Here is a 25,372-nt window from a genome sequence, read left to right on the forward strand (position 1 = left end):
TTTCGCGATGAGTACTGCTACCCCGGACGCGCTCGCCCACCCGCACGACCACGCCCACGATGAGCACCACGATCATCCGCATGGCTGGCGCCGCTGGCTGTTCGCCACCAACCACAAGGACATCGGTACGCTGTACCTGCTGTTCTCCTTCACCATGCTGCTGTCTGGCGGCGTGCTGGCATTGCTGATCCGTCTCGAGCTGTTCGAGCCGGGCCTGCAGTTCTTCCGTCCCGAACTGTTCAACCAGTTCACCACCATGCACGGCCTGATCATGGTGTTCGGCGCGATCATGCCGGCCTTCGTCGGCTTCGCCAACTGGATGATCCCGCTGCAGATCGGCGCATCCGACATGGCGTTCGCGCGCATGAACAACTTCAGCTTCTGGCTGATGCCGCCGGCAGCGCTGCTGCTGGCGCTGTCGTTCTTCGCCCCGGGCGGCGCCACTGCCGCCGGCTGGACCCTCTACGCGCCGCTGTCGGTGCAGATGGGCCCCGGCATGGACATGGCCATCTTCGCCATGCACATCATGGGCGCGTCGTCGATCATGGGTTCGATCAATATCATCGTCACGGTGCTCAATATGCGCGCACCCGGCATGACGCTGATGAAGATGCCGATGTTCTGCTGGACCTGGCTGATCACCGCCTACCTGCTGATCGCCGTGATGCCGGTGCTGGCCGGCGCCATCACCATGGTGCTGACCGACCGTCACTTCGGCACCAGCTTCTTCTCGGCAGCCGGCGGCGGCGACCCGGTGATGTACCAGCACATCTTCTGGTTCTTCGGCCACCCCGAGGTCTACATCATGATCTTGCCGGCGTTCGGGATCATCTCGCACGTCGTGCCGACCTTCGCCCGCAAGCGCCTGTTCGGCTATAGCTCGATGGTGTACGCGACCGCCTCGATCGCCATCCTGTCGTTCATCGTGTGGGCCCACCACATGTTCACCACTGGCATGCCGGTGACCGGCCAGCTGTTCTTCATGTACGCCACCATGCTGATCGCGGTGCCGACGGCCGTGAAGATCTTCAACTGGATCGCCACCATGTGGCGCGGCTCGATGACCTTCGAGACCCCGATGCTGTTCGCGATCGGCTTTATCTTCGTGTTCACCATCGGCGGTTTCACGGGCCTGATGCCGGCGGTTGCGCCGATCGACATCCAGTTGCAGGACACCTACTTCATCGTGGCGCACTTCCACTACGTGCTGGTGGCGGGCTCGCTGTTCGCGATGTTCTCGGGCTTCTACTACTGGGGTCCGAAGTGGAGTGGTTTCATGTACAACGAAACCCGCGGCCAGATCCACTTCTGGGGCTCGATGATTTTCTTCAACGTCACCTTCTTCCCGATGCACTTCCTGGGTCTGGCAGGCATGCCCCGCCGCTATGCCGACTACCCGACCCAGTTCGCCGACTTCAACGCCATCGCCTCGATCGGCGCGCTGGGCTTCGGGCTGATGCAGGTGTATTTCTTCTTCTTCGTGGTGCTGCCGTCCTACCGTGGTGGCAAGGCAGCCGGGGACAAGCCCTGGGAAGGCGCAGAGGGCCTGGAGTGGACCGTGCCGTCGCCGGCTCCGTTCCATACCTTTGAAGTGCCGCCGCAGGTCAAGTAAGCCGTATCAATGCGCGGAAGGATGGGCAAAGCCCGTTCTTCCGCGTCACCCAAGCACGAAGCAAGGTGTTATGCAGGATCCAAACAAAAGTCCATCGCAGGCAGACCGCAAGGCCTCCAATCGTCGTCTCGGCCTGATTCTTTTCTCGATCGTGATGGTTTTCTTTTTGGGTTTCTTCGCCAAGATGATCCTTCTTGGCTGACGCTGCAGGGAATCGAGATGAGCATGGACCAGCAGTCGAACGATGCCACCGACAAGGGCTTTAACCGCGGGATGTTGCTGCGGTTGCTGGTGGTGGTGGCGCTGATGTTTTCGTTTGGCTATGCGCTGGTGCCGCTGTACAAGAAGATCTGCGAGATCACCGGCCTGAACGTGCTGACCACGCGCGACCTGTATGGCGGCCAGGCAAAGAACACGCAGGTGGACAAGACCCGCACCATCACGGTCGAGTTCGATTCCAACGCGCGTGGGCCCTTTGCCTTCCGTCCGGTCAAGAGCAGCATGGAAGTGCACCCGGGCGAAATGACCACCATCGTCTACGAAGTGGCGAACGGGCAGGAGCGCGATATCTCGGCCCAGGCCATTCCGAGCTACCTGCCCAAGCTGGCCACGCAGTATTTCAAGAAGATCGAATGCTTCTGCTTCAAGCAGCAGACGCTGAAGGCAAAGGAAGCACGCGAGATGCCGGTGGTGTTCGTGATCGATCCGGACCTGCCGAAAGACGTAAAGAACATTACGCTGTCCTACACCTTCTTCGAGGTCGGGGCGCCGGTGGCGCAAGTGCCGCATGGGCCGCTCGATGCGCAGCAGGCCGGAGCGGGCAAGGGCATTTGAGTTGCAGCTGCCGTCGCAGCTGAAGTGGTTGTGGGGGGTGTAGCCGTGGAAGAAATGAAGGACGCGGTCAAGCGCAAGCTGTCGTTTGCGCAGACCCTGCGCGCGGTGTTCTGGTCGTTTATCGGCCTGCGCAAGGGAAGCGAGCATGAGCGCGACATGGCCCAGCTCAACCCGGTCCATGTGATTGTCGCCGGCCTGATCGGGGTAGCCATCCTGATCGCGGTGCTGATTACCGTCGTGCGCGTCGTGGTAGGGTGAGGCCACGCAGCACGGGGCAGGGCAGGAAAAAAGTAAAAAAGCAGGGCAAAAGCAGCCGCCGGTCCCGTCAGGGCTGGATGTGCGGATAACGATTACTGAATCAGAGACTCTGAGCTGGAGAAAAAAGAATGAGTGCGAATCGCGCAAACGCTCCGTACTACTTCGTACCGGGCCCCTCGCGCCATCCGATCACGGCAAGCTTTGGCTTGCTGATGACGGCCGGGGGTGCCGCTGGTTGGGTAAACGGGCAGTCCTGGGGGCCGTACCTTTGCGGCCTGGGCCTGCTGTGGTTCCTGTTCGTGCTCAAGAGCTGGTTTGGCGACGCCATCAGTGAATCCGAGACCGGCAAGTATGGCAAGAACATCGACCTGTCCTTCCGCTGGTCGATGGGCTGGTTCATCTTCTCCGAAGTGATGTTCTTCGCAGCGTTCTTCGGCGCGCTGTTCTATGCCCGCAACATCGCCATGCCGTGGCTGGGCGACCTGAACAACAAGATCCTGTGGCCCGACTTCGCCGCAGTGTGGCCGAACTCCGGACCGGCCGGTGTGGTGGAAAGCTTCCAGACCATGGGTCCGTGGCCGATCCCGACCATCAATACCGCCTTGCTGCTGATGTCCGGCGTGACGCTGACCTGGGCGCACCATGCCTTGCTGGCCAACAAGCGCAGCCAGCTGATCCAGGGCCTGGTGCTGACCATCCTGCTGGGCGCGGTCTTCATGTGCTTCCAGGTGTACGAGTACCATCATGCCTACACGGAACTGAACCTCAAGCTGACCTCGGGCATCTACGGTTCCACCTTCTTCCTGCTGACCGGCTTCCACGGCTTTCACGTGACCATGGGCGCGATCATGCTGACGGTGGTGCTGGTGCGCGTGCTCAAGGGCCACTTCACGCCCGATCACCACTTCGCCTTCGAGGGTGCCGCCTGGTACTGGCACTTCGTCGACGTGGTGTGGCTGTTCCTCTACATCGTGGTGTACTGGCTGTAAGGCACCCGACTGCAGTGGCCGCCGGCGACGCCGGCGGAATCGCCTGAAGGCCTGGCTTTTCGGCGAAGAACAACAAAAAACAAGCGCCGCAGGAGTTTTGCCAGCCTGCGGCGCTTGTTTTTTGTGGTTCAAACCAGGTAGCCAGGGTGGGCCGAGAGCCGCGCCAGGCTCAAGGTCCCATGCGGATGCCCGTGCTCTGTATCCAGCCCATCCAGTGCGAGAACAGGATGAAGATGAACAGTGCCACGGAAAAACCGACCCGGAACATCAGCGAGCGCATCATGTTTGGCGTCTTGCCGCGGTCGCGCATCATGAAGAACAGGGCGGAGGCCAGGCTGCCGACGATGAGGATGAACGCGATGATGATGATGATGCGCATGGGGGGCCCGCAAGCGCGGGGTCAGCTGGAGGTGAGGCGCCATTATCGCACCCGTGCGTGCGCAACAGCACACCGGAGCCGTCAGTGAAGATATGGCGCGGGCTCAGCCCGGTACCCATTGCCGCTGCGCTGGTGGTGATCGCCGCCACCTGCGCACTCGGCAACTGGCAGCTCAACCGTGCCCATGAGAAGCTGGCGCGCGCCGCCCGCCTGCAGGCGCTGGCGGCGCAGCCGCCGCTGGAGGTCGGACGTACCCTGGTCGAGGGCCAGGTGGCGGAGCGGCGGGTCCGCGTGCGCGGCCGCTTCGATGCAGACCACACCGTTTTGCTGGACAATCGCCCCCACGGCAACGGAACCGACAGCCGTGCCGGTTTCATGGTGCTGACGCCGCTGCGCGTCGCGACGGAAGATGCTGGCGCGCCGGCGGTGCTGGTGCTGCGTGGCTGGCTGCCCCGCGATGCTCAGGATCGTACGCGCATCGCACCGTTCCCGACGCCCAGGGGGGAGGTGGTGCTGGACGGTACCGCGCTCTCCACGGTGCCCAGGGTCTTCAGCCTGGGCCAGGGCGCTAGCGCGGAGGCGGGCCGGAAAATCCGCCAGAATGTGGATCTTGCCGCTTTCTCCAGGGAGCTCGGCGTGCCTTTGCAGCCCTTTGTGCTGGAGCAGCGCAACGACAGCGGCGACGGGCTCGAACGCGACTGGGCGCCGGCAGATAGCGGTGCGGACCGCAACTATGGCTATGCCTTCCAGTGGTTCGGGCTGGCCGCGCTGACCCTGGTGCTGCTGGTGACGCTGAGCTGGCGGCGCGCGGCGCGCATGGCGGCCTGAGGCCGCCGGCGGGCTAGCCCGCGATACGGCACGCACCCGGCAGCGAACCCCTATGGAACGTGGCGGTCAGATGACCGCCGCCGCTGATAACGACAGACAGACCGACAGACCGACGAAACGCCATGCAACAACCAGATCCCGCTTCGGCCCAGGCCGCCCGCGCCGCGCCGCAAGATCCGCGCATCGATGCCCGCACCCGCCGCGGCCGCATGCAGATGCTGCTGCTGTTGCTGGTGTGCGCCTCGCCGGTGATCGCCTCCTACCTGACCTACTACGTGTTCCGGCCGGCGGGCGGGCAGACCAATTACGGCACGCTGATCGAGCCGCAGCGCCCCATGCCGGCGGCGCAGGTCGGCAACGAGCGTGCGGAGTCGGTGCCTCTCGACAGTTTCAAGGGCAAGTGGCTGCTGGTATCGGCCGACGGTGCGGCCTGCGACGAAGCCTGCGCCAGGAAACTGTTCACCATCCGCCAGATCCGCGCGGGCCAGGGCCAGGACCGCGAGCGCATCGTGCCGGTGTGGCTGGTCAGCGACGACGGCCCGATCGATGCCCGCCTGTCGGCCGCCTACAATGAGCCCTACGCCGGGGTGCGCTTCCTGCGCGCCGACCGCGCCGCGCTGCAGAAATGGCTGCCCGCGGAGCCTGGCGCCCGGATCGAGGACACCCTGTTCCTGGTAGACCCGCTGGGAAACCTGATGATGCGCTTCCCCAAGGATCCAGACCCCAAGAAAATGAGTTCGGATCTGAAGAAGCTGCTCAAGTACTCTCATATCGGGTGAGACGCGCATGCTGCTCCAACTCGCCATCATCGGCGTCCTGATTGCGCTGTTCCCTCTCAGCTACGTACTGGTCAAGGGAGACCGCAACAAATACCGCAAGCTGGTGTGGATCACCGCCTTCCTGACGCTGGACCTGATCATGTTCGGCAGCTTCACGCGGCTGACCGACTCGGGCCTGGGCTGCCCGGACTGGCCGGGATGCTATGGCCACTCCAATCCGCATTCGGCCATGGAGCCGATCCGTGCCGCCGAGACTGCCTTGCCCAGCGGGCCCGTCACCATCACCAAGGCGTGGATCGAGATGATCCACCGCTACTTCGCCATGGCGGTGGGCGTACTGATCATCACGCTGACGGTGCTGGCCTGGGTCAAGCGCCGCGAACTCAGGCAGTCGCCCTGGTTTGCCACCGGCGTGCTGCTGCTGGTGTGCGTGCAGGGCGCCTTCGGCGCCTTCACCGTGACGCTCAAGCTGCAGCCCATCATCGTGGTCACGCACCTGATGCTGGGCATGAGCCTGCTGGCGGCGCTGATCTGGCTCGGCTCGCGCAACGATCCGCGGGGGACGATCGCGCCCGCGGCCGGGGCGCTGCGCTGGCCGGCGCGCATTGCGCTGGCCCTGCTGGTACTGCAGATATTCCTCGGCGGCTGGGTGAGCACCAACTACGCGGTGCTGGCCTGTACCGATTTCCCGCTGTGCAACGGCCAGATGGTGCCCGAGATGGACTTCCGCCACGGCTTCACCCTGTGGCGCCAGCTCGGCATGACCGCGGACGGCGATTACATTCCCCACGCCGCGCTGGTGGCGATCCATTGGGTGCATCGCGGCTTTGCCTTCATGGTGCTGGCCTTCCTGGCCTGGTTCGGCCTGCAGGCGCGCCGTTTTGCCGGGCTGGCGCGCAGCGCCGGCTGGCTGCTTGGCATGTTGGTGCTGCAGCTGGCCACCGGGCTTTCCAACATCGTGTTCGACTGGCCGCTGGTGGCCGCGGTGGCGCATAACGGCGGCGCGGCGGTCTTGCTGCTGCTGCTGGTCCGCCTCAACTACAATGTAGGGCTCGCGGCCCGGTCCGCAGACATTGCCACGGACGTGCCGGCCGCCGCGCGCGCCACATGAAAGACAAGAACTCCCCAGTGGTTACAGCTACCCACACTCATCCCTTCGGACGGGTTCGTCACCTGGTCCGCCAATACGCCGCCCTGACCAAGCCACGCGTGACGCAGTTGGCCGTCTTCTGCGCCATCATCGGCATGTTCCTGGCCACGCCCGGCATGGTGCCGTGGCCAGTGCTGATCGGTGGGGCCGCCGGCATCTGGCTGCTGGCGGGCGCGGCTTTCGCCATTAACTGCCTGGTCGAACAAAAAATCGATGCGCTGATGCGCCGCACCGCCTGGCGCCCTTCGGCCACCGGCGAAATCACCACGGCGCAGACCCTGGTGTTTTCCGCCGTGCTGGGTGGCGCGGGGATGTGGCTGCTGCATGTGTATACCAACGACCTGACGATGTGGCTGACGGTCGCCACCTTCGTTGGCTACGCGGTGGTGTACACCATTCTGCTGAAGCCGGCCACACCGCAGAATATCGTGATCGGAGGCTTGTCCGGGGCCATGCCGCCGGCGCTGGGCTGGGCGGCCGTGGCCGGCGACGTGCCGGCCGAGGCCTGGTTCCTGGTGCTGATCATCTTCACCTGGACGCCGCCGCACTTCTGGGCCCTCGCGCTGTACCGCCGCGCCGACTACGCCAAATCGGGCCTGCCCATGCTGCCGGTGACGCACGGCGAGCGCTTCACGCTGCTGAACATCCTGCTGTACACCCTGATCATGATCGCGGCCACGCTGCTGCCCTTTGTGTACGGCATGTGCGGCTATATCTACCTGGTGGCCGCGCTGGTCCTGGGGGGCATTTTCCTGGCGTACGCGCTGAAGCTGTTCCGCAACTATTCGGATGCGCTGGCGCAGCGCACTTTCCGTTTTTCGATCCTTTATCTCTCGCTGCTGTTCGCCGCGCTGCTGATCGATCACTATTTCAAGTTCCTGCCGCAGGCCTGAGCGGCCCGCAGCGGAATCCGCGCCACGGCTTGCGACATCTTGTCGCGGCGTGAGCGCGTGGCGGCCCCGATCGGCGATACTGCTGTAATCCGTCAATGTGACCTTGCCGTGCCCGGACTCTCTCCGGGCTGTTCCGGGCCGTCAGAACTCCTTGAATCCGCATGCCAAACCGCCTTCCTCCAAGCCTCCTGCCCACCTTCGCGAGCTTCCGCAGGTTCTTCCTGCTGGCGCTGTGCTCCCTGCTGCTTGCTGCTTGCGGCCAGCCGCGGGCATCCTTCAAGAACGTCGATATCACCGGCGGCAGCGAATTCGGCAAGGACTTTGTCCTGACCGATCACAACGGCAAGGTGCGGACGCTGGCCGACTTCAAGGGCAAGGCGGTGGTGATGTTCTTCGGCTACACGCATTGCCCGGATGTCTGCCCGACCACGCTGGCCGAACTCAAGGCGGTGATGGAGCAGCTGGGGCCGGATGCCGGCAAGGTGCAGGTGCTGTTTGTGACCGTCGACCCCGAGCGCGATACGCAGGCCTTGCTGGCGCAATACGTGCCGGCTTTCGACCCGCGTTTCCTGGGCATGCGCCCGGCTGACGATGCCGCGCTGCAGAAGATCGCCAAGGATTTCAAGGTGTTCTACGCCAAGGTGCCGGGTACGTCGCCGTCCAACTACACCATGGACCACTCGGCGGGCAGCTATGTATTCGACCCCAGCGGGAAGCTGCGGCTGTTCATACGCCACGGCCAGGGACCGGAGCCGATCGTGCACGATCTCAAGCAGCTGCTTTCCTGATGCGCGCGCCGCCGCTGCAGCGGCGGACAAAATGAAACAGGGCCGGTCTTGCGACCGGCCCTGTTTCATTTCCGGAGGTCCGGCGGCAGGGCCTTGGCCCGCCACCGGTCCGGCACGCCTCAGGCAAAGGCCTGCAGCGCTCCCTTCATCTTCTTCATCGCCGCGGTCTCGATCTGGCGGATGCGTTCGGCGGAGACGCCGAATTCGTCAGCCAGCTCGTGCAGCGTGGAGCCGCCGGAGCCGTCGTCGTTGACCTTCAGCCAGCGCGCCTCGATGATGCGGCGGCTGCGGTCGTCGAGCTTGGTCAGTGCTTCTTCCAGGCCCTGGACCTGCATGCGGTCGTGGCGCTGGGCCTCGATCACGCGGGTTGGCTCGTTGTGGTTGTCGGCCAGGTAGGCGATCGGCGCGAATTCTTCCTCGCCATCGTCGACTTGTCCTTCGAGCGCCAGGTCGCCGCCCGACAGCCGGGTTTCCATCTCCATCACTTCTTCCGGCTTGACGTTGAGCTCGCGCGCAACCGCGTCGATCTGTTCCGGCGTGAAGGTGTGGGCACCCTGCTTGTGGCTGCGCAGGTTGAAGAACAGCTTGCGCTGGGCCTTGGTGGTCGCCACCTTGACCATGCGCCAGTTCTTCAGCACGTATTCGTGGATCTCGGCCTTGATCCAGTGCATCGCATACGACACCAGCCGCACGCCCTGGTCCGGGTCGAAACGCTTCACAGCCTTCATCAGGCCGATATTGCCTTCCTGGATCAGGTCCGCGTGGGGCAGGCCGTAGCCAAGGTACTGGCGGGCAATCGATACCACCAGGCGCAGGTGCGACAGCACCATGCGGCGCGCCGCGTCGACGGAGTCGTGCTCGCGCAACTCGCGTGCAAGCCGCTGCTCTTCCTCGGCGGTGAGCAGGGGAATGCGATGTACAGCCTGGATATAGCTATCGAGATTTCCCAGGTTGCCCGGGAATGCCAGTGCAAACGTGCCGGCGCCTTGCGGCACCGCAGGCAGGCGGTTGGTCATTTGGGTTTGGTCAGCAGATAGGACTGCGTTCACTCAGTTGCTCCTTTCGCATCCGGCGGGTGGGTTGCCCGCGTGCGCAAGCCTCAGGGGGCGTGCACTGCAATGCAACACATATTAGCACTCAAGCCGGGGGACTGCTAAGTTGGAGTAATAATAGGGTTGATAGTTCCTGACAATCAACTCTAATTTTTACATAGTATGATGCGTGATCGCGGTGCGGATGTGGCGGAGCCGCTATCCGGCAAGTGACTCCAGCGATCCGCGCACGTTCGGACAATGGTTAGAGCGTGCATCCCCCATCCGGTTCGATCGCCGGATGAGATGTTGTGTTGCGCTAACGGCTACACTCTTTTCATTTGCACAGCCGTCAGTATCGACCGAACCGGGGAAAATCATGTCTGCTATCGAACACTTGCTCAAGCCGCATACGCGCGACCTCGGCGATTTCGCCGTAAGCCGGCTGCTACCCGCTGCGGCGGCCCAGACTGTCGGGCCCTTTATCTTTTTCGATCATATGGGGCCCGTAGCGCTGCCGCCCGGCGAAGGTGCGGATGTGCGTCCGCATCCGCATATTGGCCTGGCGACCGTCACCTATCTGTTCGAGGGTGAGATCCTGCATCACGACAGCCTGGGCAGCAAGCAGGTGATCAGGCCGGGCGACGTGAACTGGATGACGGCCGGCAGCGGCATCGCGCACTCGGAGCGCTCGCCCCAGTCCGCCCGCGAGGCCGGGCCGCGCCTGCACGGCATCCAGACCTGGGTGGCCTTGCCCAGGGAGCACGAGAACGTCGCGCCGTCCTTTCATCACCATCCCGCCGCCACGCTGCCCAAGCTCGAGCGCCCCGGCGTGCGGATGACGGTGATTGCGGGGGATGCCTTTGGCGCGCAGTCGCCGGTGAAGGTGTTCAGCCGCACGCTGTATGTGGCGATCGAGCTGGATGCGGGCGCCAGCCTGGAAATTCCCCCGGAGCACATCCAGCGCGGCATTTATCCGGTGGATGGCACCATCGCGCTGGATGGCGAAACGCTGCCGGAGCGGCACCTGGCCGTGCTGGTGGAGGGCCAGCCCGTCACGCTGACGGCGCAGACGGCAGCCCGCGCGATGCTGCTGGGGGGCGACCCGACCGACGGGCATCGCTTTATCTTCTGGAATTTCGTCGCCAGCACCAAGGAAGCAATCGCGGCGGCCTCCCAGCGCTGGGAGGCCGATCAGTTCCCGCGCGTGCCGGGGGAGGATGACCGGATTCCGTTGCCGCAGCGCAAGATCTGAGTGCGGCGGGCAGCTGTGCTGCCCGGCTTAACGCGTCAGACGGGGTTGGCCCAGGCCACCCGCGTGCCCTGTTGCAGGCACTCGCGGATCGCCTCGATCTGGGTGGCGATCGGTGCCGGCAGGGGCAGCTTGCCGTCCAGTACCAGGCGGATCCAGGCCGCGGTCTGGTCCACGTCGCTGCCGGGCGGCAGCTCCGGCACTTCGGCGATCGAGCCGGCGGTGGGGTCGACCAGGGTGCGCTGGTGCCCGTCATGCAGCCAGTCGATGCGGCCGCCACGGCGGGCATCGGCCACCACTTCGCCTTCGGTGCCCCGTGCCAGCAGGACATTGGCCGGTTCGCGCGAGAAGTAATCGGTGAGCGTTTCGCGATACTCGGGATGGGTGTAGCTGTACAGGCGCAGCGCTTCGGCCGGGGAATGCGCGCCGACCGGCTGCAGCATCTTGACCACCGTATGCGAGGAGTTGCGCAGGCCGATCTGCGTGCGCTTGTCGAGCAGGCGCGACAGTGCGGGCGACAGCACGTCGATCGGCAGCACCGCCAGCGGCCTGTCCTTGCTGCGAAGCTGGCCTTCGGCCTGTGCCACGGAGGCGCATGGCGCGATGCCCAGCGCCTCGAATAGCGAGATGCTGGTGACGCGCCCGTTGAACTGGCGCGTGCCGTGCACCAGCACGGGAATGCCTTCGCGCGCCAGCAGCAGGGCCAGCAGCGGCACCAGGTTGGGCTGCTTGCGCGCGCCGTTGTAGCTCGGGATGGACACCACGATGCGGTCCGGCGGCCCCGCCAGCGGCAGGCAATGCGCGTGCGCGGCATCCAGCATGCCGGCCAGTTCGTGCGGGGCCTCGCCCTTGATGCGATAGGCCATCAGCACCGCGCCCAGTTCGATATCGGCCACGCGGCCGGCCAGCATGGCGTCGAACAGGGCCTGCGCATCCTCGCGCGGCAGCGCGCGGGCGCCATTGACGCCCCGGCCGATTTCCTTGATGTACTTCGCCGCGGCGAACGGAGGCTGGGCGGGTGTCGCGGGTGCGGCTGGCGTGGTAGTCATGGCGGGCTGGGACAGTGTTGTTTGAGGTTCATGATAGCGGAGCAGGGCAGGCCGTGCCCATGGTATTGGCCAATGCCGGCGCTGTCAGTCCCGCTCCTGCTGCTGCACACTGGCCTTCGGCATCCCTTCAGGCGGCTTCTTTCAGCGCCGGATTGCGCTGCTTGCGATACAGGAAGTCCAGCACCGCGCTCCGGCAGGCGTGGTAGGTCTTGTCCTCGGCCAGCGCCATGCGTTCGCGCGGGCGGGGCAGGTCCACCGTCAGCACCTCGCCGATGGTGGCCGCCGGGCCATTGGTCATCATGACGATGCGGTCGGCCAGCAGCACGGCTTCATCCACGTCGTGGGTCACCATCACCACCGTGCTGCGCGTCTTGGCCACGATCTTGATCAGCTCGTCCTGGAGGTGAGCCCGCGTGAGCGCATCCAGCGCGCCGAAGGGCTCGTCCATCAGCAGCACCTTGGGCTCCATCGCCAACGCCCGCGCAATGCCCACGCGCTGTTTCATGCCGCCCGAGATTTCCTGCGGATACTTGTTTTCGGCGTGCGTGAGGCCGACCATGGCCAGCGTGCCGCGGGTGCGCGCCTTGAGTCCGGCCTTGCTTTCACTGCCGCCGAACACGCGTTCCACGCCCAGGTAGACGTTCTCGAAGCACGTCAGCCAGGGCAGCAGCGAGTGGTTCTGGAATACCACCGCCCGGTCCGGGCCGGGTCCCGCGATCTCGCGTTCGGCGCAGATCAGCGCGCCGGCGCTGGGGCGGTCCAGGCCGGCCAGCAGGTTGAGCAGGGTGGACTTGCCGCAGCCCGAGTGGCCGATCAGCGTGATGAACTCGCCGCTGGCGATGTTCAGGTTGATATCGCGCAGGGCCACGAAGGGCCCCTTCCTGGTCTTGAAGGTCTGCCCGACGCCTTCGATACGGACGAACTTTTCCATGAGCTTCTCCTTGGCGCTGAGCGCGATTGGTGCCTCGGTTGCCGTCTTCAGTTGCCGTAGCTGAAGCGCCTGGCGAGCGTCAGCAAGGCGTATTCGAGCAGCAGCCCGACCACGCCGATGATGAAGATCGCGATGACGATGTGCTCCACCTTCAGGTTGTTCCACTCGTCCCACAGCCAGAAGCCGATCCCGGTGCCGCCGGTCAGCATCTCCGCAGCCACGATGACCAGCCATGCGGTGCCGATCGACAGCCGTACGCCGGTCAGCATGTAGGGCAGCACGGCCGGCAGCAGCACGCGGGTGAACACCTTCCACTCGGACAGGTCGAGCACGCGCGCGACATTCAGGTAGTCCTGCGGCACGCGCGTCACGCCCACGGCGGTGTTGATCACCATCGGCCAGATCGAGCAGATGAAGATGGCCCAGATCGCCGCCGGGTTTGCCGACTTGAACAGCAGCAGGCCGATCGGCAGCCAGGCCAGCGGCGAGACCGGGCGCAGCAGGCTGATGATGGGCGCCATCATGGCGTTGAGAAAGGCGAAGCGGCCCAGCGCGAAGCCGGCCGGGATGCCGATCAGCGCCGCCAGGCCGAAGCCAGCGCCCACGCGCGCCAGCGATGCCAGCACGTTCCAGCCGATGCCCTGGTCGTTGGGGCCATTGCGGTAGAACGGGTCGGAGAACAGGGGCACGGCGGCTTGCCAGGTGGCGGCCGGCGTCGGAATGGCCGGGATCATGGCGGCGATGCCCTGCCATACCAGCAGGAACAGCGCAAAGCCGGCGAGAGGCGGTATCGCCTTCAGCACCGCCGCGCTCAGGGCGTCGAGCCATGCCGCGCGGCGGGCGTCGGCATGTTCGAGGGCTGGCTTGTGGCCTGGCAGGGCGGGTTCGGCGGCGGTGCCGTCGCCGGCGGGCGCGGCCTGGTTGCCGGCGTGGGTGGCCGGCTGGGCAAGTGCATTCACGTCAGGCTCCTTCAAGGGCCGGCGTGCTGGCACGCCGGCGTTCAAGCGGCAATCAAATGGATATCACCCGGAAAACGAAAGACTGCGAGAGGGCGTGCGTTTCAGGCCTTGATCCTGAAACCGTCGGCATAGGCCTTCGGGTCCTTGCTGGCGTCCCACACCACGCCGTCCACCAGGCGCGCCGTGCGCAAGTCGCTCTTGGGCACCGGCACCTGCGCAGCGGCGGCGCCCTGCTTGTAGATGTCGATGCGGTTGACCTTCTTCGCCACGGCCAGGTAGTCGGGGTGATCCTTGAGCAGGCCCCAGCGCTTGTGCTGCGTGAGGAACCACATGCCGTCCGAAAGGAAGGGATAGTTGGTGTTGCCGTCCTGGTAGAACTTCATCGAGTCCGGGTCGTCCCAGGTTTTGCCCAGGCCGTTGCTGTAGCGGCCCAGCATGCGGTCCAGGATGATGTCCATGTCGGTGTTGACGTAGGACTTGGCGGCAATGGTCTCGGCGGTCTTGCGGCGATTGGAGGCCGAGGCGTCGATGTACTTCGATGCCTCCAGCACGGCGGCGACCATCGCGCGCGCGGTGTTGGGGTATTTCTGCACGAACTCGGCCGTGGTGCCCAACGTCTTCTCCGGATGGTCCTTCCAGATCGCTTGCGTGGTTTCCGCGGTAAAGCCGATCTTGTCGGCGATGGCGCGCGCGCCCCACGGTTCGCCCACGCAGAAGCCGTCCATATTGCCCACCCGCATATTGGCCACCATCTGCGGCGGCGGCACCGTGATGGCCTTGGCGTCCTGCATCGGGTTGATGCCGTTGGCCGCCAGCCAGTAGTACAGCCACATCGCGTGGGTGCCGGTGGGGAAGGTCTGGGCGAAGGTGTACTCGCGCTTTTCCTTCATCATCAGCGCCTTCAGGCTAGCCCGATCCTTGACGCCTTTCTCGGCCAGCTTGGACGACAGCGTGATGGCCTGGCCATTGTGGTTCAGGTTCATCAGCACGGCCATGTCCTTCCTGGGGCCGCCGATGCCCAGCTGCACGCCGTAGATCAGGCCGTACAGCACATGGGCCGCATCCAGCTCGCCGTTGACCAGCTTGTCGCGCACGCCGGCCCAGGAGGCTTCCTTGGTGGGCGTGATCTTGATGCCGTGCTTCTTGTCGAAGCCGAGCGCGGCGGCCATCACGACCGAGGCGCAGTCCGTCAGCGGGATAAAGCCGATCCTCACCTCCGGCTTCTCCGGCGCGTCGGAGCCGGCCGCCCATGCGCCTGCGCGCACCAGGGGATCGATCAGCGTGATCACACTGGCGCCGGCGATGGTCGCCAGCGCACGGCGGCGGCCGCCGCTGGCGGGTACCGCATCGGCGCCGGCAATGCTGGCATCGGTGGCGACAGCGGCGTGCAGCGGCTTGGCAATCTTCAGGCGAGGGGGCATTCCACGGCTCCAGATAAAAAGCGTCCTGAACTGCGCCGCTTTCGCCAGAAATGCGGGGGCAGGTCAGGACGCCGTTGTCCCGTGATGCGGCGCGGCCGTCGTTGGCCGCGCACATCGGTTTGCAATCGGTCGTCGTTGGCCGATTGCGTGCCTATTACGCAAGCCGCGTGCCAATGGTCGCCGTCACTATGTTCCCGGCGGCGCGGGGCAGGTTTGTCCGGGAGCGGGGCGGCAGGCCGGCCCGCTGGAGCGGTGCCGGTGCGCGGCCGGTGCCGCGGCGGCTCCATGTTTGTGCATTGCACCAAGCCCGTGCGGGCGGCCGCCAGCCGGCGCCGCACGCTCAACTCATCACATCGATTACGCGCCGCGCGGCCTCGACCAGCTTGATGCCTCGTTCCATCGCCATGCTGCGCAGCCGCTTGTAAGCCTCATCCTCGCTCATGCCGCGCTCCTTCATCAGCAGGCCCTTGGCGCGCTCGACCTCCTTGCGCTCAGCCAGCTGCAGGCGCGTGGCATCCAGCTCGGCGCGCAGTTCCTGGTCCAGTTCGAAGCGCGCATAGGCCACGTCCAGCACGGTCTTGACGCGCTCCGCGCGCAGCCCGTCGACGATGTAGGCAGTGATGCCGGCAGACAGCGCGGCCTTGATGCGCTGGGCGTCGTCGTTGTCGGTAAAGAGCACGATGGGGCGCGGCGCGTGCTGGGTCGAGACACAGACATGCTCGACGGTGTCGCGGGCGGCGGACTCGGACGCGATGATGATCAGGTCGGGTTGCCGCGCGGCGATGGCGTCGGGCAGGCGCAGGTCGGCATCGACCGTCTCGATGTCGGTGAATCCCGCCGACACCAGGCCGGCGTGGATGGTTTCGACATTGAGCGGGTCGGCGTCGTGCGGGTCGCGGACCAACAGGATGCGCAGACCGCGCGAACCCGCCGCGGAAGCAGGCGCGGGATTCTTCGAACTGGGGGCGGCGGGTGGGCGTCGGTTCATGGCGTCACTTGGGATAGGGTTTGCCATGCAAGATTCGAGCCGGGCTGCTTTCCATTGTATTGCGGGGATTCCCGTATTCAATGTATGCGGGCGTACGCGGCCGGAATCGCCGGTGTATGCTATTGCCCTGCCGCGCGGCGGGGCGTCTGTTGGCGACGCCGCGTGCCGGTGCGTGGCCGACAACACTGCACAAGTCTGGAGAGATTGGATGACCGAATTCGTATTTGCCCCGCCGGCGCCCAATGGCGTGCCGGTGCGTGGCAGCAGCGCCCAGTTTCCGGTGCGCCGGGTCTACTGCGTGGGCCGCAACTATGCCGCCCATGCCCGTGAAATGGGTTCGGATCCCGATCGCGAACCGCCGTTTTTCTTCTGCAAGCCGGCCGACGCGGTGAGCTATGTGGCCGACGGCAGCGAAGGCAGCTTCCCCTATCCGCAAGGCACCGGCAACTGCCACTATGAAGTGGAGCTGGTGGTGGCCATCGGCAAGGGCGGCAAGGACATCGCCGAGGCCGACGCCGCCAGCCACGTATTCGGCTACGCCGTCGGCCTGGACATGACGCGCCGCGATCTGCAGAACGAATCGAAGAAGACCGGCCGTCCCTGGGAAACCGGCAAGGCCTTCGACAAGTCCGCCCCGATCGGCCCGATCGTGCCGGTGTCCGCCATCGGCCATCCCGGCAAGGGCGCGGTGACGCTGTCGGTCAATGGCGCGGAGAAGCAGCGCGGCGATCTGTCCGACCTGATCTGGTCGGTGCCGGAGATGGTGTCCTATCTGTCGAAGCTGTTCGAGCTGCAACCCGGCGACCTGATCTACAGCGGCACGCCCGAAGGCGTGGGCCCGGTAGTGAAGGGCGATGTCATGCTGTGCAAGATCGACGGCGTGGGCGAGCTCGCCGTCAAGGTGGTGTGACGCAATGCTCAAGCTATACAGCTACTTCCGCAGCTCGGCCTCGTACCGGGTGCGCATCGCGCTGAGCCTGAAGGGACTGCCGTACGAGTACCTGCCGGTCCATTTGTTGCGCGACGGCGGCCAGCAGCTCCTGCCGGCCTATCGCGCGATGAATCCAGACGCGCTGGTGCCCACCCTGGTCGACGACGACCAGGTCCTGATGCAATCGGTGGCGATGGTCGAGTACCTCGACGAAACCCATCCCGAGCCGCCGTTGCTGCCGGGCAGCGCGCTCGACCGCGCCTATATCCGTGCCGTGGCGCTTGAAGTCGCGTGCGAGATCCATCCGCTCAACAACCTGCGCGTGCTGAAGTACCTCAAGCACACGCTGGGCGTGGCGGAAGAGGCCAAGGACGCATGGTACCGCCACTGGGTCGAAACCGGCTTCGAGTCGGTCAACGCCAACCTCGTGCGCGCGGGCAAGGCGGGGCGTTTCTGCTTCGGCGATACGCCGACCCTGGCCGACATCTGCCTGGTGCCCCAGGTCTTCAACGCGCAGCGCTTCAATATCGACGTCAGCCGCTATCCGGCCATCGCCAAGGTGTTCGATTCCTGCATGGCGCTGCCCGCGTTCCAGCAGGCCGAGCCCAAGGCGCAACCGGACGCCGAGTGACGATCCGCTTGTGGGACTGCGGCACGCCGCGGTCCGTGGCACGAAAAAGCCCCGCCAGATGCGCGGGGCTTTTTCGTGGAGCGTGACGATCAGCCCAGCAACGCCTCGGCGAATTCGTCGGCCTTGAAGGGCTGCAGGTCTTCGACCTTCTCGCCCACGCCGATGAAGTAGACCGGTACCGGCCGCTGGCGCGCGATCGCGGCCAGGATGCCGCCCTTGGCGGTGCCGTCGAGCTTGGTCACCACCAGTCCGGTCAGTCCCAGCGCATCGTCGAAGGCCTTGACCTGGGACAGCGCGTTCTGGCCGGTATTGGCATCGATCACCAGCAGGCATTCGTGGGGGGCGGTCGGCATGGCCTTGCCGATGACGCGCTTGACCTTCTTCAGCTCCTCCATCAGGTGCAGCTGGGTCGGCAGGCGTCCCGCGGTATCGGCCATCACGATATCGATGCCGCGCGCGCGCGCCGCGTTGACGGCGTCGAAGATCACCGCGGCGGGATCGCCGCTCTCCTGCGAGACCACGGTGACGTTGTTGCGCTCGCCCCAGATCGTCAGCTGCTCGCGCGCGGCGGCGCGGAAGGTGTCGCCGGCGGCCAGCAGCACGGACTGGTGGTAGCTCTGGAAGTGCTTGCACAGCTTGCCGATGCTGGTGGTCTTGCCGGCGCCGTTGACGCCCGCGATCATCATCACCAGCGGCTGCTCCCGGCCCAGCGCCATGGTCTTCTCGAGCGGGCGCAGCAGGTCGGTCAGCAGCTCGCGCAGCGCGATCTTGACGCCTTCGGAGGTCTCGATGCGTTCGTTCTTGACGCGGCGGCGCAGCGCGCCCAGCAGGTGCCCGGTCGCCTCGACGCCGGCGTCCGCCATGATCAGGGCGGTTTCCAGCTCTTCGAACAGGTCTTCGTCGACCTTGACCCCGACGAACAGCGTACCGAGATTGCGGCTGGTCTTGGACAGGCCGGTGCGCAGGCGCTGCATCCAGCCACGTCTGGCTTCGGCCGTGGCGGCGGGGGGCGGTGTCAGCACCAGGTCGTCGGCAGTCGCGACCGGAGCGAAAGCCGCAGCCTGGACCGGTGCGTTCGTCACCGGCGAAGCGGCCGGGACAGCCGCCGGGGCAGCCCGGACGCCGGGAATCTGCGCTGGCGCGCTGGCTGGCGCCGGGGCGGGTATGACCTCGGGCGCGCAGACCTGCGCCTCGGGCGGCGCACTGGCCGGCTCGGCCTTGCGCTTCTTCCAGAAACTAAACATTGGGAAAGGGGTCAATACCCCGGTAGAATCAATCGCCAAAATTCTAGCAGACGGGGTCGCATGAACCATTGTGCTGTCAGGTCCAGGTCGGGTAACGCCCGTACCGCATCGCCACTTGCCGGAGCCGGCGCTTCTCGCCCGGCCGTTTTTTCCCGGCGCCTTCTTCCCACCCTGCTGTTGATCGCCCTGCCATGGTTCGGCGCAGCCCATGCCGAGACCGGCCTGGTGGCCCCGCCCGTGCCCTCCGGCCAGGCCACTGCCGCGCAAAGCGCCGCGGCGGAGGCCAGCACCACCGAATTCAAGCTGTCCAACGGCATGCGGGTGATTGTCAAGGAAGACCATCGCGCGCCCACCGTTGCGCACCAGATCTGGTATCGCGCCGGCGGCATGGACGAGGTCAGCGGCACCACGGGCGTGGCGCACATGCTCGAGCACATGATGTTCAAGGGTACACCAAAGGTTGGCCCAGGGGAGTTTTCCAAGCAGATCGCTGCCCTGGGCGGGCGTGAAAACGCCATGACCAACCGCGATTTCACCCTGTACTACCAGCAGATCAGCAAGCAGTACCTGCCCAAGATGATGGAACTGGAGGCCGACCGCATGGCCAACCTCATCATCAAGAAGGACGAGTTCGAGCGGGAAATGAAGGTGGTGATGGAAGAGCGGCGCCTGCGCACGGACGATTCCGCCCGCGGCACCGTCTACGAGCAGTTGCTGGCCACCGTGTTCACCGCGGCGCCCTATCGCCATCCCGTGATCGGCTGGCCGTCCGACCTGGACAATATGCGCGTCGAGGATGTGCAGGCCTGGTACCGCGACTGGTACGCGCCCAACAACGCGCTGCTGATCGTCACCGGCGATGTCAAGGCGGCCGAGGTCAAGGCGCTCGCCGAGCGTACCTACGGCAGGCTCAAGGCGCGCCCGCTGCCCTTGCGCAAGAACCAGCTCGAGCCGGCGCAGAAGGGTATCAAGCGGATCTGGGTCAAGGCCCCCGCGGAAAATCCGTATCTGGTGATGGCCTATAAGGTGCCACGCCTGCATGACGTCGAAAAGGACGTCGACCCCTATGCGCTGGAGGTCCTCGCGGCCGTGCTCAACGGCTATGACAACGCCCGCCTGACGCGCGGCCTGGTGCGCGAGCGGCGCCTGGCCGACGATGTCAACGTCGGCTACGACAGCATCAATCGCGGCGAGTCGGTCTTTGTTGTCGACGGCACCCCGGCGGACGGCCATACGGCCGAAGAGATCGAGCGCGCCCTGCGCGACGAGATCGCCCGCGTCGCCCGCGACGGCGTTTCGCCCGAGGAGCTCAAGCGCGTCAAGGCGCAGGTGGTGGCGTCGCAGATCTACAAGCGCGACTCGGTGTTCGGCCAGGGCATGGAGATCGGCGTGGCCGAGATCTCCGGGCTTTCCTGGCACCAGCTCGACCGCATGCTCGAGAAGATCAAGACCGTGACGCCCGAGCAGGTGCAGGCCGTGGCGGCCAAGTACTTCAACGACGATAACCTGACGGTGGCGACCCTGCTGCCGCAGCCGATCGACCCGAACAAGCCGCAGGCGCCGGCCAACGCCGGCTCGCTTCGCTAAAGCCTTTCAGAGGACCGATGATGTCTCTCTTTGTCCCGACGATCCCGTCGCCACGCCAGCTGCGCCGCCTCGCGGTCGCGGCCTGCGGCGCGCTTGCCCTGATCGCCTCGCAGGCTGTACTGGCCGCCATCCCGATCGAGCAATGGACCACCTCCAGCGGCGCCCGCGTGTACTTCGTGCGCAGCCCGTCCATTCCGATGCTCGACGTCAACCTGGATTTCGACGCCGGCAGCCGCTATGACCCTCCCGGCAAGGCTGGCCTTGCCACGCTTGCCTCGGCCCTGCTCGACAAGGGCTCGGCCGCGCTGGACGGCCAGCCCGCGCGCAACGAGGCGCAGGTGGCCGATGCCTTCGCCGACACCGGCGCCGACTTCGGCGGTGCCGCCAGCAGCGATCGCGGCGGCATTGGCCTGCGCACGCTGACCTCCGAGCCGGAGCTCAGCCAGTCGCTTGCCCTGACCGCGCAACTGATCAAGGCACCGGCTTATCCGGATGCCGTGGTGGCGCGCGAGAAGCAACGCCTGATCACCGCCATCCGCGAGGCCGACACCAAGCCCGGCGTGATCGCCGACAAGATGATGTCGCGCGCGATCTATCCGGCCCACCCGTACGGCGTCTCGCCTACCGTGGCCTCGGTCGAGTCGATCACGCGGGCCGATATCGAACGCTTCTGGCGGGACAACTACGCGCCTTCGCGCGCCGTGCTGACGCTGATCGGCGCCATCGACCGCAAACAGGCCGAGGCCATCGCCGAGGAACTGACGCGCGGCTTGCCCGCGGGCACCGCGCCGCCGGCAATGCCGCCCGTGCAACCGACGATCCCCGCCAGCGAGCAGCGCGTGCCCCATCCGGCCCAGCAGGCCACGGTGGTGCTCGGCCAGCCGTCCATTGCGCGCGGCGACCCCGACTACTTCGCCCTGCTGGTGGGCAACTATGTCCTCGGCGGCGGTGGCTTCAGTTCGCGGCTGACCGACGAGGTGCGGGAAAAGCGCGGCCTGACCTATGGCGTCGACAGCTATTTCGCGCCGGCCAAGCAGGCCGGGCCCTTCGGCATCGGCCTGCAAACCAAGAAGGCGCAGACCAACGAGGCGCTGGCGCTGGTGCGCAAGGTGCTCGCGCAATATGTGGCGGAAGGTCCCACCGACGCCGAGCTGCAGGCGGCCAGGGACAATCTCGTCAACGGCTTCCCGCTGCGCATCGACAGCAACCGCAAGCTGCTGACCAATGTGGCCAATATCGGCTGGTATGGGCTGCCGCTGGATTACCTCGATACCTGGACCGCGCAGATCGGCAAGGTCACGCGGGCCCAGGTCAAGGCTGCCTTCCAGCGCCATGTGCATCCCGATGCACTGGCGACCGTGATCGTGGGCGGACCGGAATAAGGCAACGACCGGCGTGGGCGCCGCGGGCCGGCGTCCCGGCACTCACGCTATCCTGCCCGCAGGCTCTACAATCACGGCATGAATTCCCGTACCCGATCTCCCTCGCCCGCTGTCCGCGGGCGAACCCCTTCCCCCTCGCCCCGGCAGTCGCCGGCCCAGGTCCGCATCATCGGCGGCAAGTGGAAGCGCACGCCGCTGCCCGTGCTTGACGCCGAAGGGCTGCGGCCCACCCCAGACCGCGTGCGGGAAACCCTGTTCAACTGGCTGGGCCAGGACATGTCCGGGCTGGCCTGCCTCGATCTGTTTGCCGGCTCGGGCGCACTTGGCTTCGAGGCCGCTTCGCGCGGCGCGCACCAGGTGACCATGGTGGAAGCCAATCCGCGCGTGGCGAAGCAGTTGCGCGATAACCAGTACCGGCTTGATGCACAGCAGATCCGGGTGGTGCAGGGCGATGCTTTCGCCATGGCCGCGCAAATGCCCGCAGCCAGTTTCGACGTGGTGTTTCTCGACCCCCCATTCGCGGAGGACTGGCTCGGGCCGGCGTTGGAACACGCGGCGCGGCTGTCCCGGCCGGGCGGCGCGGTCTACGTGGAAACCGACCGCGCGCTGACCGGCCCGGATGCGCCGGTGCCGGCTGCGCTGGAAATCGTGCGGCATGCGCGCGCGGGTGCGGTGCATTTCCATTTGCTGCAGCACAAGAACAGCTGAGCCGCCGGCGGTCGCAGGCCGAATGGGCGGCCATCGCACGCAAGATGCGGCAGTGCCGCGAAACCGTGATGCGACGGCTTGCAAGTGCCGCTTTTAGCGTTACACTACGCCGCTGTCGCCAACGCTCGTCACGCAGCCTTGGCTCCAGCCCCCACCATAGCGGGGCGGGGCCGATCGGCCCATCCAGGGCCGGCGGCGGGCAGAATAAGGAGGAAGCATGGTCGTCGCGGTCTATCCCGGCACTTTCGATCCCATGACCCGGGGCCACGAGGATCTGGTGCGCAGAGCGTCCAACATCTTCGATGAACTCGTGGTTGGCGTGGCGCATAGCCCCAACAAGCGCCCGTTCTTTTCGCTGGAAGAGCGCATAGGCATCGCCCGTGAAGTGCTGGGCCACTATCCCAATGTGCGGGTGGAGGGTTTTTCCGGCCTGCTCAAGGATTTTGTGCGCAAGAACAATGCACGTGTGATCGTGCGGGGCCTGCGCGCCGTATCCGATTTCGAGTACGAGTTCCAGATGGCGGGCATGAACCGCTACCTGCTGCCGGACGTGGAAACCATGTTCCTGACGCCGTCCGACCAATATCAGTTTATCTCGGGCACCTTCGTGCGCGAGATTGCGGTGCTGGGCGGCGATGTCAGCAAGTTCGTATTCCCCTCGGTCGAGCGCTGGCTGCAGGAGAAGATCGGCAAAGCGGAATAAAATAGAGCTTTGCAACATGCCTGCCGCGGCCAGTCGGGCGCGGGGCATGTCTTTGGTTTAAAGGAAACACCATGGCACTGATGATCACCGACGACTGCATCAATTGCGACGTTTGTGAGCCCGAGTGCCCGAACGAAGCGATTTCGATGGGGCCCGAGATCTACGAGATCGACCCCAACAAATGCACGGAATGCGTCGGACACTTCGATGAACCGCAATGTCAGCAGGTCTGCCCTGTGGCTTGCATCCCGCATGATCCCAAGCGGATCGAGACGCGCGAGGTCCTGATGGACCGCTACCGGCTGCTGACCGCAGCCAAGCGAGTGGCCTGAGGCCGCCGGCTGGGTCCGGGATGGCGGCCCCTATGCAAGTTGATAGGGTATCCGCACACCTGGCTCGCCGGTAGGGAAGTCTTTGGTATTACGCGTGACCGGCAGCAGCGAATGCTCTTGCGCGCAAGCCCAGATAATGGCACCCCTTTCGGATCTTGACCCCGGGGTGGCAAGCGCGCGCGAACGGCGGTTCAGCGTGCCGTATGCAATGCCATCATGGCGCGCTCGGACTCGCCCTTGGCCAGCAGCGCCAGCGGCGCCATGCTGTGGTCGATGGCTTCGTCGATGGCTTGCTGTTCCTCGCGGCGCGGCGGTTTCAGCACAAAGTTGACCACATCCTCGCGGTCGCCGCCACCGCCCGCCGAATTGCGCGGGTGACCGACGCCAAGCCGCAGGCGCCAGTAATCCTGCGTCGTCAGGTGAGCCGAAATATCCTTGAGGCCGTTGTGGCCACCCGCGCCGCCGCCACGCTTGAGCTTGACGGTACCGGCAGGCAGGTCCATCTCGTCGTGGGCCACCAGGATCTCGTCCGGCAGGATCTTGTAGAAGCGCGCCAGCGATACCACGGAGAGACCGGAACGGTTCATGAAAGTGGACGGCTTGAGCAGCCAGATTTCCTGGTCCCACAGCCGGGCGCGCGCGGCCAGGCCGTGGAAACGGCCTTCCACGCGCAGGGTGACGCTGGCCATGCGGGCCAGCTGGTCTACCAGCCAGAAGCCGGCATTGTGGCGTGTGGCTTCGTATTCCGCCCCGGGGTTGCCGAGGCCGACGATGAGTTTGATCATGCGTTGCGCTACTTGGTTGGGGGACTAACTGCGACTGCTTAACGGCGTAACTTCACAGTCAAAGGCCGTTTCACCTCCCCTCGGGGAGTCGAACCTTCACGGCTCGCTTCGCATCGCCGTGGGCCGTCAGGGGCCAAGCATACGCGAAACGACGCACGAAAAAAAACCGCCGGACGCGCCGGCGGTTTTTTCTTGCGGCTGCGGGAGCCGTCCCGGTACGCAGCCTGAAGGCTGCGTTCAGGGCACTCAGGCAGCGGGCGTTTCGCCTTCGGCAGCTTCCGACACGCCACCAGCCGGCAGCGAGATGCTGGCGATAGCGGGGTTTTCGTCGCCGTGGGTGATGGCGCTGACGCCCTTCGGCAGCTTGATGTCCGACAGGTGCAGGGTCTGGCCCAGTTCCGCATTGCCCAGATCCACTTCGAGGAACTCAGGCAGGTCGGCCGGCAGGCACGACACTTCCAGTTCGTTCAGGATGTGGTTGACGATGCCATGGCCCAGCTTCACGCCCGGGGCGTTTTCCTGGTTCATGAAGTGCAGCGGCACCTTGACGTGGATCTTGTCGGTGGCCGACACGCGCTGGAAGTCGACGTGCAGGACCAGCGGCTTGAACGGGTGCATCTGGAAAGCGCGCAGCAGGGCCTTTTCAGCCTTGCCTTCCACTTCGATGTCGAGGATCGACGAGTGGAACGCTTCTTTCTTCAGCGCGTGGAACAGTGCGTTGTGATCGAGTTCGATCATCTTGGGTTCGGCAGCGCCGCCATAGATGATGCCGGGGGTCTTGCCGGCGTTGCGCAGGCGGCGGCTCGCACCCGTTCCCTGTACGCTACGCTCGAAGGCTACTACTTTCATGATGACTCCAAATGTAAGAGGGCTGTCCGCGACCAGACAGCCCGATGAGAACCGCGCCATGTACTGCAATCCGGGGATT

The 25,372-nt window shown here is 65.5% G+C and carries 28 protein-coding genes and 1 pseudogene; 18 read left to right on the plus strand and 11 right to left on the minus strand.

Annotated elements, in window-relative coordinates; genetic code table 11:
• The first annotated feature begins 7 nt into the window (after positions 1 to 7).
• The 5 genes from ctaD (at position 8) to AC3FOF_RS20855 (ending at position 3,693) form a co-directional block, all read left to right on the plus strand.
• A complete protein-coding gene (gene ctaD, locus AC3FOF_RS20835) occupies positions 8 to 1,612 on the plus strand; it encodes a cytochrome c oxidase subunit I (RefSeq protein WP_017228158.1) in 1,605 nt (534 codons plus the stop codon).
• A gap of 70 nt (positions 1,613 to 1,682) precedes the next feature.
• The gene (locus AC3FOF_RS20840; protein WP_276265928.1) at positions 1,683 to 1,814 is read left to right on the plus strand and encodes a cytochrome oxidase small assembly protein; all 132 of its coding nucleotides are present in this window, start codon (positions 1,683 to 1,685) and stop codon (positions 1,812 to 1,814) included.
• 17 nt (positions 1,815 to 1,831) lie between these two features.
• Positions 1,832 to 2,446 carry a cytochrome c oxidase assembly protein gene (locus tag AC3FOF_RS20845; protein ID WP_276265927.1) on the plus strand — a complete coding sequence of 205 codons (615 nt, stop codon included), beginning with the start codon at positions 1,832 to 1,834 and terminating at the stop codon, positions 2,444 to 2,446.
• A 45-nt stretch (positions 2,447 to 2,491) separates the two neighbouring features.
• Positions 2,492 to 2,704 carry a DUF2970 domain-containing protein gene (locus tag AC3FOF_RS20850; RefSeq protein ID WP_035813371.1) on the plus strand — a complete coding sequence of 71 codons (213 nt, stop codon included), beginning with the start codon at positions 2,492 to 2,494 and terminating at the stop codon, positions 2,702 to 2,704.
• A 128-nt stretch (positions 2,705 to 2,832) separates the two neighbouring features.
• Positions 2,833 to 3,693 carry a cytochrome c oxidase subunit 3 gene (locus AC3FOF_RS20855; protein WP_017228162.1) on the plus strand — a complete coding sequence of 287 codons (861 nt, stop codon included), beginning with the start codon at positions 2,833 to 2,835 and terminating at the stop codon, positions 3,691 to 3,693.
• Between the two features lie 169 nt (positions 3,694 to 3,862).
• Here the strand turns inward: AC3FOF_RS20855 and AC3FOF_RS20860 are convergent, their stop codons facing one another.
• Positions 3,863 to 4,072, minus strand: coding sequence for a twin transmembrane helix small protein (locus tag AC3FOF_RS20860; RefSeq protein ID WP_017228163.1), 210 nt, complete (start codon positions 4,070 to 4,072; stop codon positions 3,863 to 3,865).
• Between the two features lie 84 nt (positions 4,073 to 4,156).
• Between AC3FOF_RS20860 and AC3FOF_RS20865 the strand changes: the two genes are divergently transcribed.
• The 5 genes from AC3FOF_RS20865 (at position 4,157) to AC3FOF_RS20885 (ending at position 8,510) form a co-directional block, all read left to right on the plus strand.
• Entirely contained in the window at positions 4,157 to 4,900 is a 744-nt protein-coding gene (locus AC3FOF_RS20865; RefSeq protein ID WP_488727656.1) for an SURF1 family protein, read from the plus strand.
• Between the two features lie 122 nt (positions 4,901 to 5,022).
• Entirely contained in the window at positions 5,023 to 5,679 is a 657-nt protein-coding gene (locus AC3FOF_RS20870) for an SCO family protein (RefSeq protein WP_276263636.1), read from the plus strand.
• Between the two features lie 7 nt (positions 5,680 to 5,686).
• Positions 5,687 to 6,790, plus strand: a complete 1,104-nt coding sequence (locus AC3FOF_RS20875; RefSeq protein WP_488727657.1) for a COX15/CtaA family protein — start codon at positions 5,687 to 5,689, stop codon at positions 6,788 to 6,790.
• On the plus strand, positions 6,787 to 7,722 hold the full coding sequence (locus AC3FOF_RS20880) for a heme o synthase (RefSeq protein WP_035813375.1): 936 nt from the start codon (positions 6,787 to 6,789) through the stop codon (positions 7,720 to 7,722). The genes AC3FOF_RS20875 and AC3FOF_RS20880 overlap by 4 nt, the downstream gene beginning before the upstream one ends.
• 161 nt (positions 7,723 to 7,883) lie before the next feature.
• Complete coding sequence (locus AC3FOF_RS20885; protein WP_488727658.1) at positions 7,884 to 8,510, plus strand: SCO family protein; 627 nt, start codon at positions 7,884 to 7,886, stop codon at positions 8,508 to 8,510.
• 119 nt (positions 8,511 to 8,629) lie between these two features.
• Here AC3FOF_RS20885 and rpoH read toward each other — a convergent pair whose 3' ends face one another.
• Positions 8,630 to 9,526 (minus strand): RNA polymerase sigma factor RpoH, encoded by an 897-nt coding sequence (gene rpoH / locus AC3FOF_RS20890; RefSeq protein WP_017228168.1) that lies wholly within the window; start codon positions 9,524 to 9,526, stop codon positions 8,630 to 8,632.
• Positions 9,527 to 9,920: 394 nt separating this feature from the next.
• Between rpoH and AC3FOF_RS20895 the strand changes: the two genes are divergently transcribed.
• Positions 9,921 to 10,796, plus strand: coding sequence for a pirin family protein (locus AC3FOF_RS20895; RefSeq protein WP_017228169.1), 876 nt, complete (start codon positions 9,921 to 9,923; stop codon positions 10,794 to 10,796).
• Between the two features lie 35 nt (positions 10,797 to 10,831).
• Here AC3FOF_RS20895 and ybiB read toward each other — a convergent pair whose 3' ends face one another.
• From ybiB to AC3FOF_RS20920, 5 genes are all read right to left on the minus strand, one after another.
• Positions 10,832 to 11,842: a DNA-binding protein YbiB gene (gene ybiB / locus AC3FOF_RS20900; RefSeq protein WP_017228170.1), complete on the minus strand. Its 1,011-nt coding sequence runs from the start codon at positions 11,840 to 11,842 to the stop codon at positions 10,832 to 10,834.
• Between the two features lie 127 nt (positions 11,843 to 11,969).
• The gene (locus AC3FOF_RS20905) at positions 11,970 to 12,773 is read right to left on the minus strand and encodes an ABC transporter ATP-binding protein (RefSeq protein WP_017228171.1); all 804 of its coding nucleotides are present in this window, start codon (positions 12,771 to 12,773) and stop codon (positions 11,970 to 11,972) included.
• A gap of 47 nt (positions 12,774 to 12,820) precedes the next feature.
• Positions 12,821 to 13,651, minus strand: coding sequence for a nitrate ABC transporter permease (ntrB, locus tag AC3FOF_RS20910; protein WP_276265503.1), 831 nt, complete (start codon positions 13,649 to 13,651; stop codon positions 12,821 to 12,823).
• Between the two features lie 182 nt (positions 13,652 to 13,833).
• A complete protein-coding gene (locus AC3FOF_RS20915) occupies positions 13,834 to 15,153 on the minus strand; it encodes a CmpA/NrtA family ABC transporter substrate-binding protein (RefSeq protein ID WP_488727659.1) in 1,320 nt (439 codons plus the stop codon).
• Positions 15,154 to 15,493: 340 nt separating this feature from the next.
• Positions 15,494 to 16,141 (minus strand): ANTAR domain-containing protein, encoded by a 648-nt coding sequence (locus AC3FOF_RS20920; RefSeq protein WP_017229704.1) that lies wholly within the window; start codon positions 16,139 to 16,141, stop codon positions 15,494 to 15,496.
• A gap of 208 nt (positions 16,142 to 16,349) precedes the next feature.
• On the opposite strand from AC3FOF_RS20920, the gene AC3FOF_RS20925 reads away from it, so the two are divergent.
• Together AC3FOF_RS20925 and maiA are read left to right on the plus strand one after the other, a co-directional pair.
• Positions 16,350 to 17,051 (plus strand): fumarylacetoacetate hydrolase family protein, encoded by a 702-nt coding sequence (locus tag AC3FOF_RS20925; protein WP_488727660.1) that lies wholly within the window; start codon positions 16,350 to 16,352, stop codon positions 17,049 to 17,051.
• Between the two features lie 4 nt (positions 17,052 to 17,055).
• On the plus strand, positions 17,056 to 17,703 hold the full coding sequence (gene maiA / locus AC3FOF_RS20930; RefSeq protein ID WP_017229702.1) for a maleylacetoacetate isomerase: 648 nt from the start codon (positions 17,056 to 17,058) through the stop codon (positions 17,701 to 17,703).
• Positions 17,704 to 17,792: 89 nt separating this feature from the next.
• Here maiA and ftsY read toward each other — a convergent pair whose 3' ends face one another.
• Positions 17,793 to 18,947 carry a signal recognition particle-docking protein FtsY gene (ftsY, locus tag AC3FOF_RS20935; RefSeq protein ID WP_488727661.1) on the minus strand — a complete coding sequence of 385 codons (1,155 nt, stop codon included), beginning with the start codon at positions 18,945 to 18,947 and terminating at the stop codon, positions 17,793 to 17,795.
• Positions 18,948 to 19,007: 60 nt separating this feature from the next.
• Here ftsY and AC3FOF_RS20940 point away from each other — a divergent pair, with 60 nt between their 5' ends.
• The 5 genes from AC3FOF_RS20940 (at position 19,008) to AC3FOF_RS20960 (ending at position 23,659) form a co-directional block, all read left to right on the plus strand.
• Entirely contained in the window at positions 19,008 to 20,534 is a 1,527-nt protein-coding gene (locus AC3FOF_RS20940; protein ID WP_035815765.1) for a M16 family metallopeptidase, read from the plus strand.
• Between the two features lie 20 nt (positions 20,535 to 20,554).
• Positions 20,555 to 21,916, plus strand: coding sequence for a M16 family metallopeptidase (locus AC3FOF_RS20945; protein ID WP_276265504.1), 1,362 nt, complete (start codon positions 20,555 to 20,557; stop codon positions 21,914 to 21,916).
• A 78-nt stretch (positions 21,917 to 21,994) separates the two neighbouring features.
• A complete protein-coding gene (rsmD, locus tag AC3FOF_RS20950; RefSeq protein ID WP_276265498.1) occupies positions 21,995 to 22,624 on the plus strand; it encodes a 16S rRNA (guanine(966)-N(2))-methyltransferase RsmD in 630 nt (209 codons plus the stop codon).
• A gap of 217 nt (positions 22,625 to 22,841) precedes the next feature.
• Positions 22,842 to 23,327 carry a pantetheine-phosphate adenylyltransferase gene (gene coaD, locus AC3FOF_RS20955; RefSeq protein ID WP_011515175.1) on the plus strand — a complete coding sequence of 162 codons (486 nt, stop codon included), beginning with the start codon at positions 22,842 to 22,844 and terminating at the stop codon, positions 23,325 to 23,327.
• 71 nt (positions 23,328 to 23,398) lie between these two features.
• Positions 23,399 to 23,659: a YfhL family 4Fe-4S dicluster ferredoxin gene (locus AC3FOF_RS20960; protein WP_017229698.1), complete on the plus strand. Its 261-nt coding sequence runs from the start codon at positions 23,399 to 23,401 to the stop codon at positions 23,657 to 23,659.
• A 30-nt stretch (positions 23,660 to 23,689) separates the two neighbouring features.
• Here AC3FOF_RS20960 and AC3FOF_RS20965 read toward each other — a convergent pair.
• The 3 genes and pseudogenes from AC3FOF_RS20965 to AC3FOF_RS20975 all read right to left on the minus strand — a co-directional run.
• Positions 23,690 to 23,800 (minus strand): annotated as a pseudogene (locus tag AC3FOF_RS20965) (VapC toxin family PIN domain ribonuclease); the annotation flags it as partial.
• A 50-nt stretch (positions 23,801 to 23,850) separates the two neighbouring features.
• The gene (gene pth, locus AC3FOF_RS20970; RefSeq protein ID WP_276265499.1) at positions 23,851 to 24,444 is read right to left on the minus strand and encodes an aminoacyl-tRNA hydrolase; all 594 of its coding nucleotides are present in this window, start codon (positions 24,442 to 24,444) and stop codon (positions 23,851 to 23,853) included.
• A gap of 246 nt (positions 24,445 to 24,690) precedes the next feature.
• A complete protein-coding gene (locus tag AC3FOF_RS20975; protein ID WP_017229696.1) occupies positions 24,691 to 25,293 on the minus strand; it encodes a 50S ribosomal protein L25/general stress protein Ctc in 603 nt (200 codons plus the stop codon).
• Positions 25,294 to 25,372: the final 79 nt, after the last annotated feature.

It is taken from the genome of Cupriavidus sp. 96C5-1 (assembly GCF_057798855.1).

What these genes read in the sequence shown, in the direction of transcription:
- ctaD (WP_017228158.1), top strand. Translation starts at nt 8, where the DNA reads ATGAGTACTGCTACCCCGGACGCGCTCGCCCACCCGCACGACCACGCC.
- AC3FOF_RS20840 (WP_276265928.1), top strand. Translation starts at nt 1,683, where the DNA reads ATGCAGGATCCAAACAAAAGTCCATCGCAGGCAGACCGCAAGGCCTCC.
- AC3FOF_RS20845 (WP_276265927.1), top strand. Translation starts at nt 1,832, where the DNA reads ATGAGCATGGACCAGCAGTCGAACGATGCCACCGACAAGGGCTTTAAC.
- AC3FOF_RS20855 (WP_017228162.1), top strand. Translation starts at nt 2,833, where the DNA reads ATGAGTGCGAATCGCGCAAACGCTCCGTACTACTTCGTACCGGGCCCC.
- AC3FOF_RS20860 (WP_017228163.1), bottom strand. Translation starts at nt 4,072, where the DNA reads ATGCGCATCATCATCATCATCGCGTTCATCCTCATCGTCGGCAGCCTG.
- AC3FOF_RS20870 (WP_276263636.1), top strand. Translation starts at nt 5,023, where the DNA reads ATGCAACAACCAGATCCCGCTTCGGCCCAGGCCGCCCGCGCCGCGCCG.
- AC3FOF_RS20875 (WP_488727657.1), top strand. Translation starts at nt 5,687, where the DNA reads ATGCTGCTCCAACTCGCCATCATCGGCGTCCTGATTGCGCTGTTCCCT.
- AC3FOF_RS20880 (WP_035813375.1), top strand. Translation starts at nt 6,787, where the DNA reads ATGAAAGACAAGAACTCCCCAGTGGTTACAGCTACCCACACTCATCCC.
- AC3FOF_RS20885 (WP_488727658.1), top strand. Translation starts at nt 7,884, where the DNA reads ATGCCAAACCGCCTTCCTCCAAGCCTCCTGCCCACCTTCGCGAGCTTC.
- rpoH (WP_017228168.1), bottom strand. Translation starts at nt 9,526, where the DNA reads ATGACCAACCGCCTGCCTGCGGTGCCGCAAGGCGCCGGCACGTTTGCA.
- AC3FOF_RS20895 (WP_017228169.1), top strand. Translation starts at nt 9,921, where the DNA reads ATGTCTGCTATCGAACACTTGCTCAAGCCGCATACGCGCGACCTCGGC.
- ybiB (WP_017228170.1), bottom strand. Translation starts at nt 11,842, where the DNA reads ATGACTACCACGCCAGCCGCACCCGCGACACCCGCCCAGCCTCCGTTC.
- AC3FOF_RS20905 (WP_017228171.1), bottom strand. Translation starts at nt 12,773, where the DNA reads ATGGAAAAGTTCGTCCGTATCGAAGGCGTCGGGCAGACCTTCAAGACC.
- AC3FOF_RS20915 (WP_488727659.1), bottom strand. Translation starts at nt 15,153, where the DNA reads ATGCCCCCTCGCCTGAAGATTGCCAAGCCGCTGCACGCCGCTGTCGCC.
- AC3FOF_RS20920 (WP_017229704.1), bottom strand. Translation starts at nt 16,141, where the DNA reads ATGAACCGACGCCCACCCGCCGCCCCCAGTTCGAAGAATCCCGCGCCT.
- AC3FOF_RS20925 (WP_488727660.1), top strand. Translation starts at nt 16,350, where the DNA reads ATGACCGAATTCGTATTTGCCCCGCCGGCGCCCAATGGCGTGCCGGTG.
- maiA (WP_017229702.1), top strand. Translation starts at nt 17,056, where the DNA reads ATGCTCAAGCTATACAGCTACTTCCGCAGCTCGGCCTCGTACCGGGTG.
- ftsY (WP_488727661.1), bottom strand. Translation starts at nt 18,947, where the DNA reads ATGTTTAGTTTCTGGAAGAAGCGCAAGGCCGAGCCGGCCAGTGCGCCG.
- AC3FOF_RS20940 (WP_035815765.1), top strand. Translation starts at nt 19,008, where the DNA reads ATGAACCATTGTGCTGTCAGGTCCAGGTCGGGTAACGCCCGTACCGCA.
- AC3FOF_RS20945 (WP_276265504.1), top strand. Translation starts at nt 20,555, where the DNA reads ATGTCTCTCTTTGTCCCGACGATCCCGTCGCCACGCCAGCTGCGCCGC.
- rsmD (WP_276265498.1), top strand. Translation starts at nt 21,995, where the DNA reads ATGAATTCCCGTACCCGATCTCCCTCGCCCGCTGTCCGCGGGCGAACC.
- coaD (WP_011515175.1), top strand. Translation starts at nt 22,842, where the DNA reads ATGGTCGTCGCGGTCTATCCCGGCACTTTCGATCCCATGACCCGGGGC.
- AC3FOF_RS20960 (WP_017229698.1), top strand. Translation starts at nt 23,399, where the DNA reads ATGGCACTGATGATCACCGACGACTGCATCAATTGCGACGTTTGTGAG.
- pth (WP_276265499.1), bottom strand. Translation starts at nt 24,444, where the DNA reads ATGATCAAACTCATCGTCGGCCTCGGCAACCCCGGGGCGGAATACGAA.
- AC3FOF_RS20975 (WP_017229696.1), bottom strand. Translation starts at nt 25,293, where the DNA reads ATGAAAGTAGTAGCCTTCGAGCGTAGCGTACAGGGAACGGGTGCGAGC.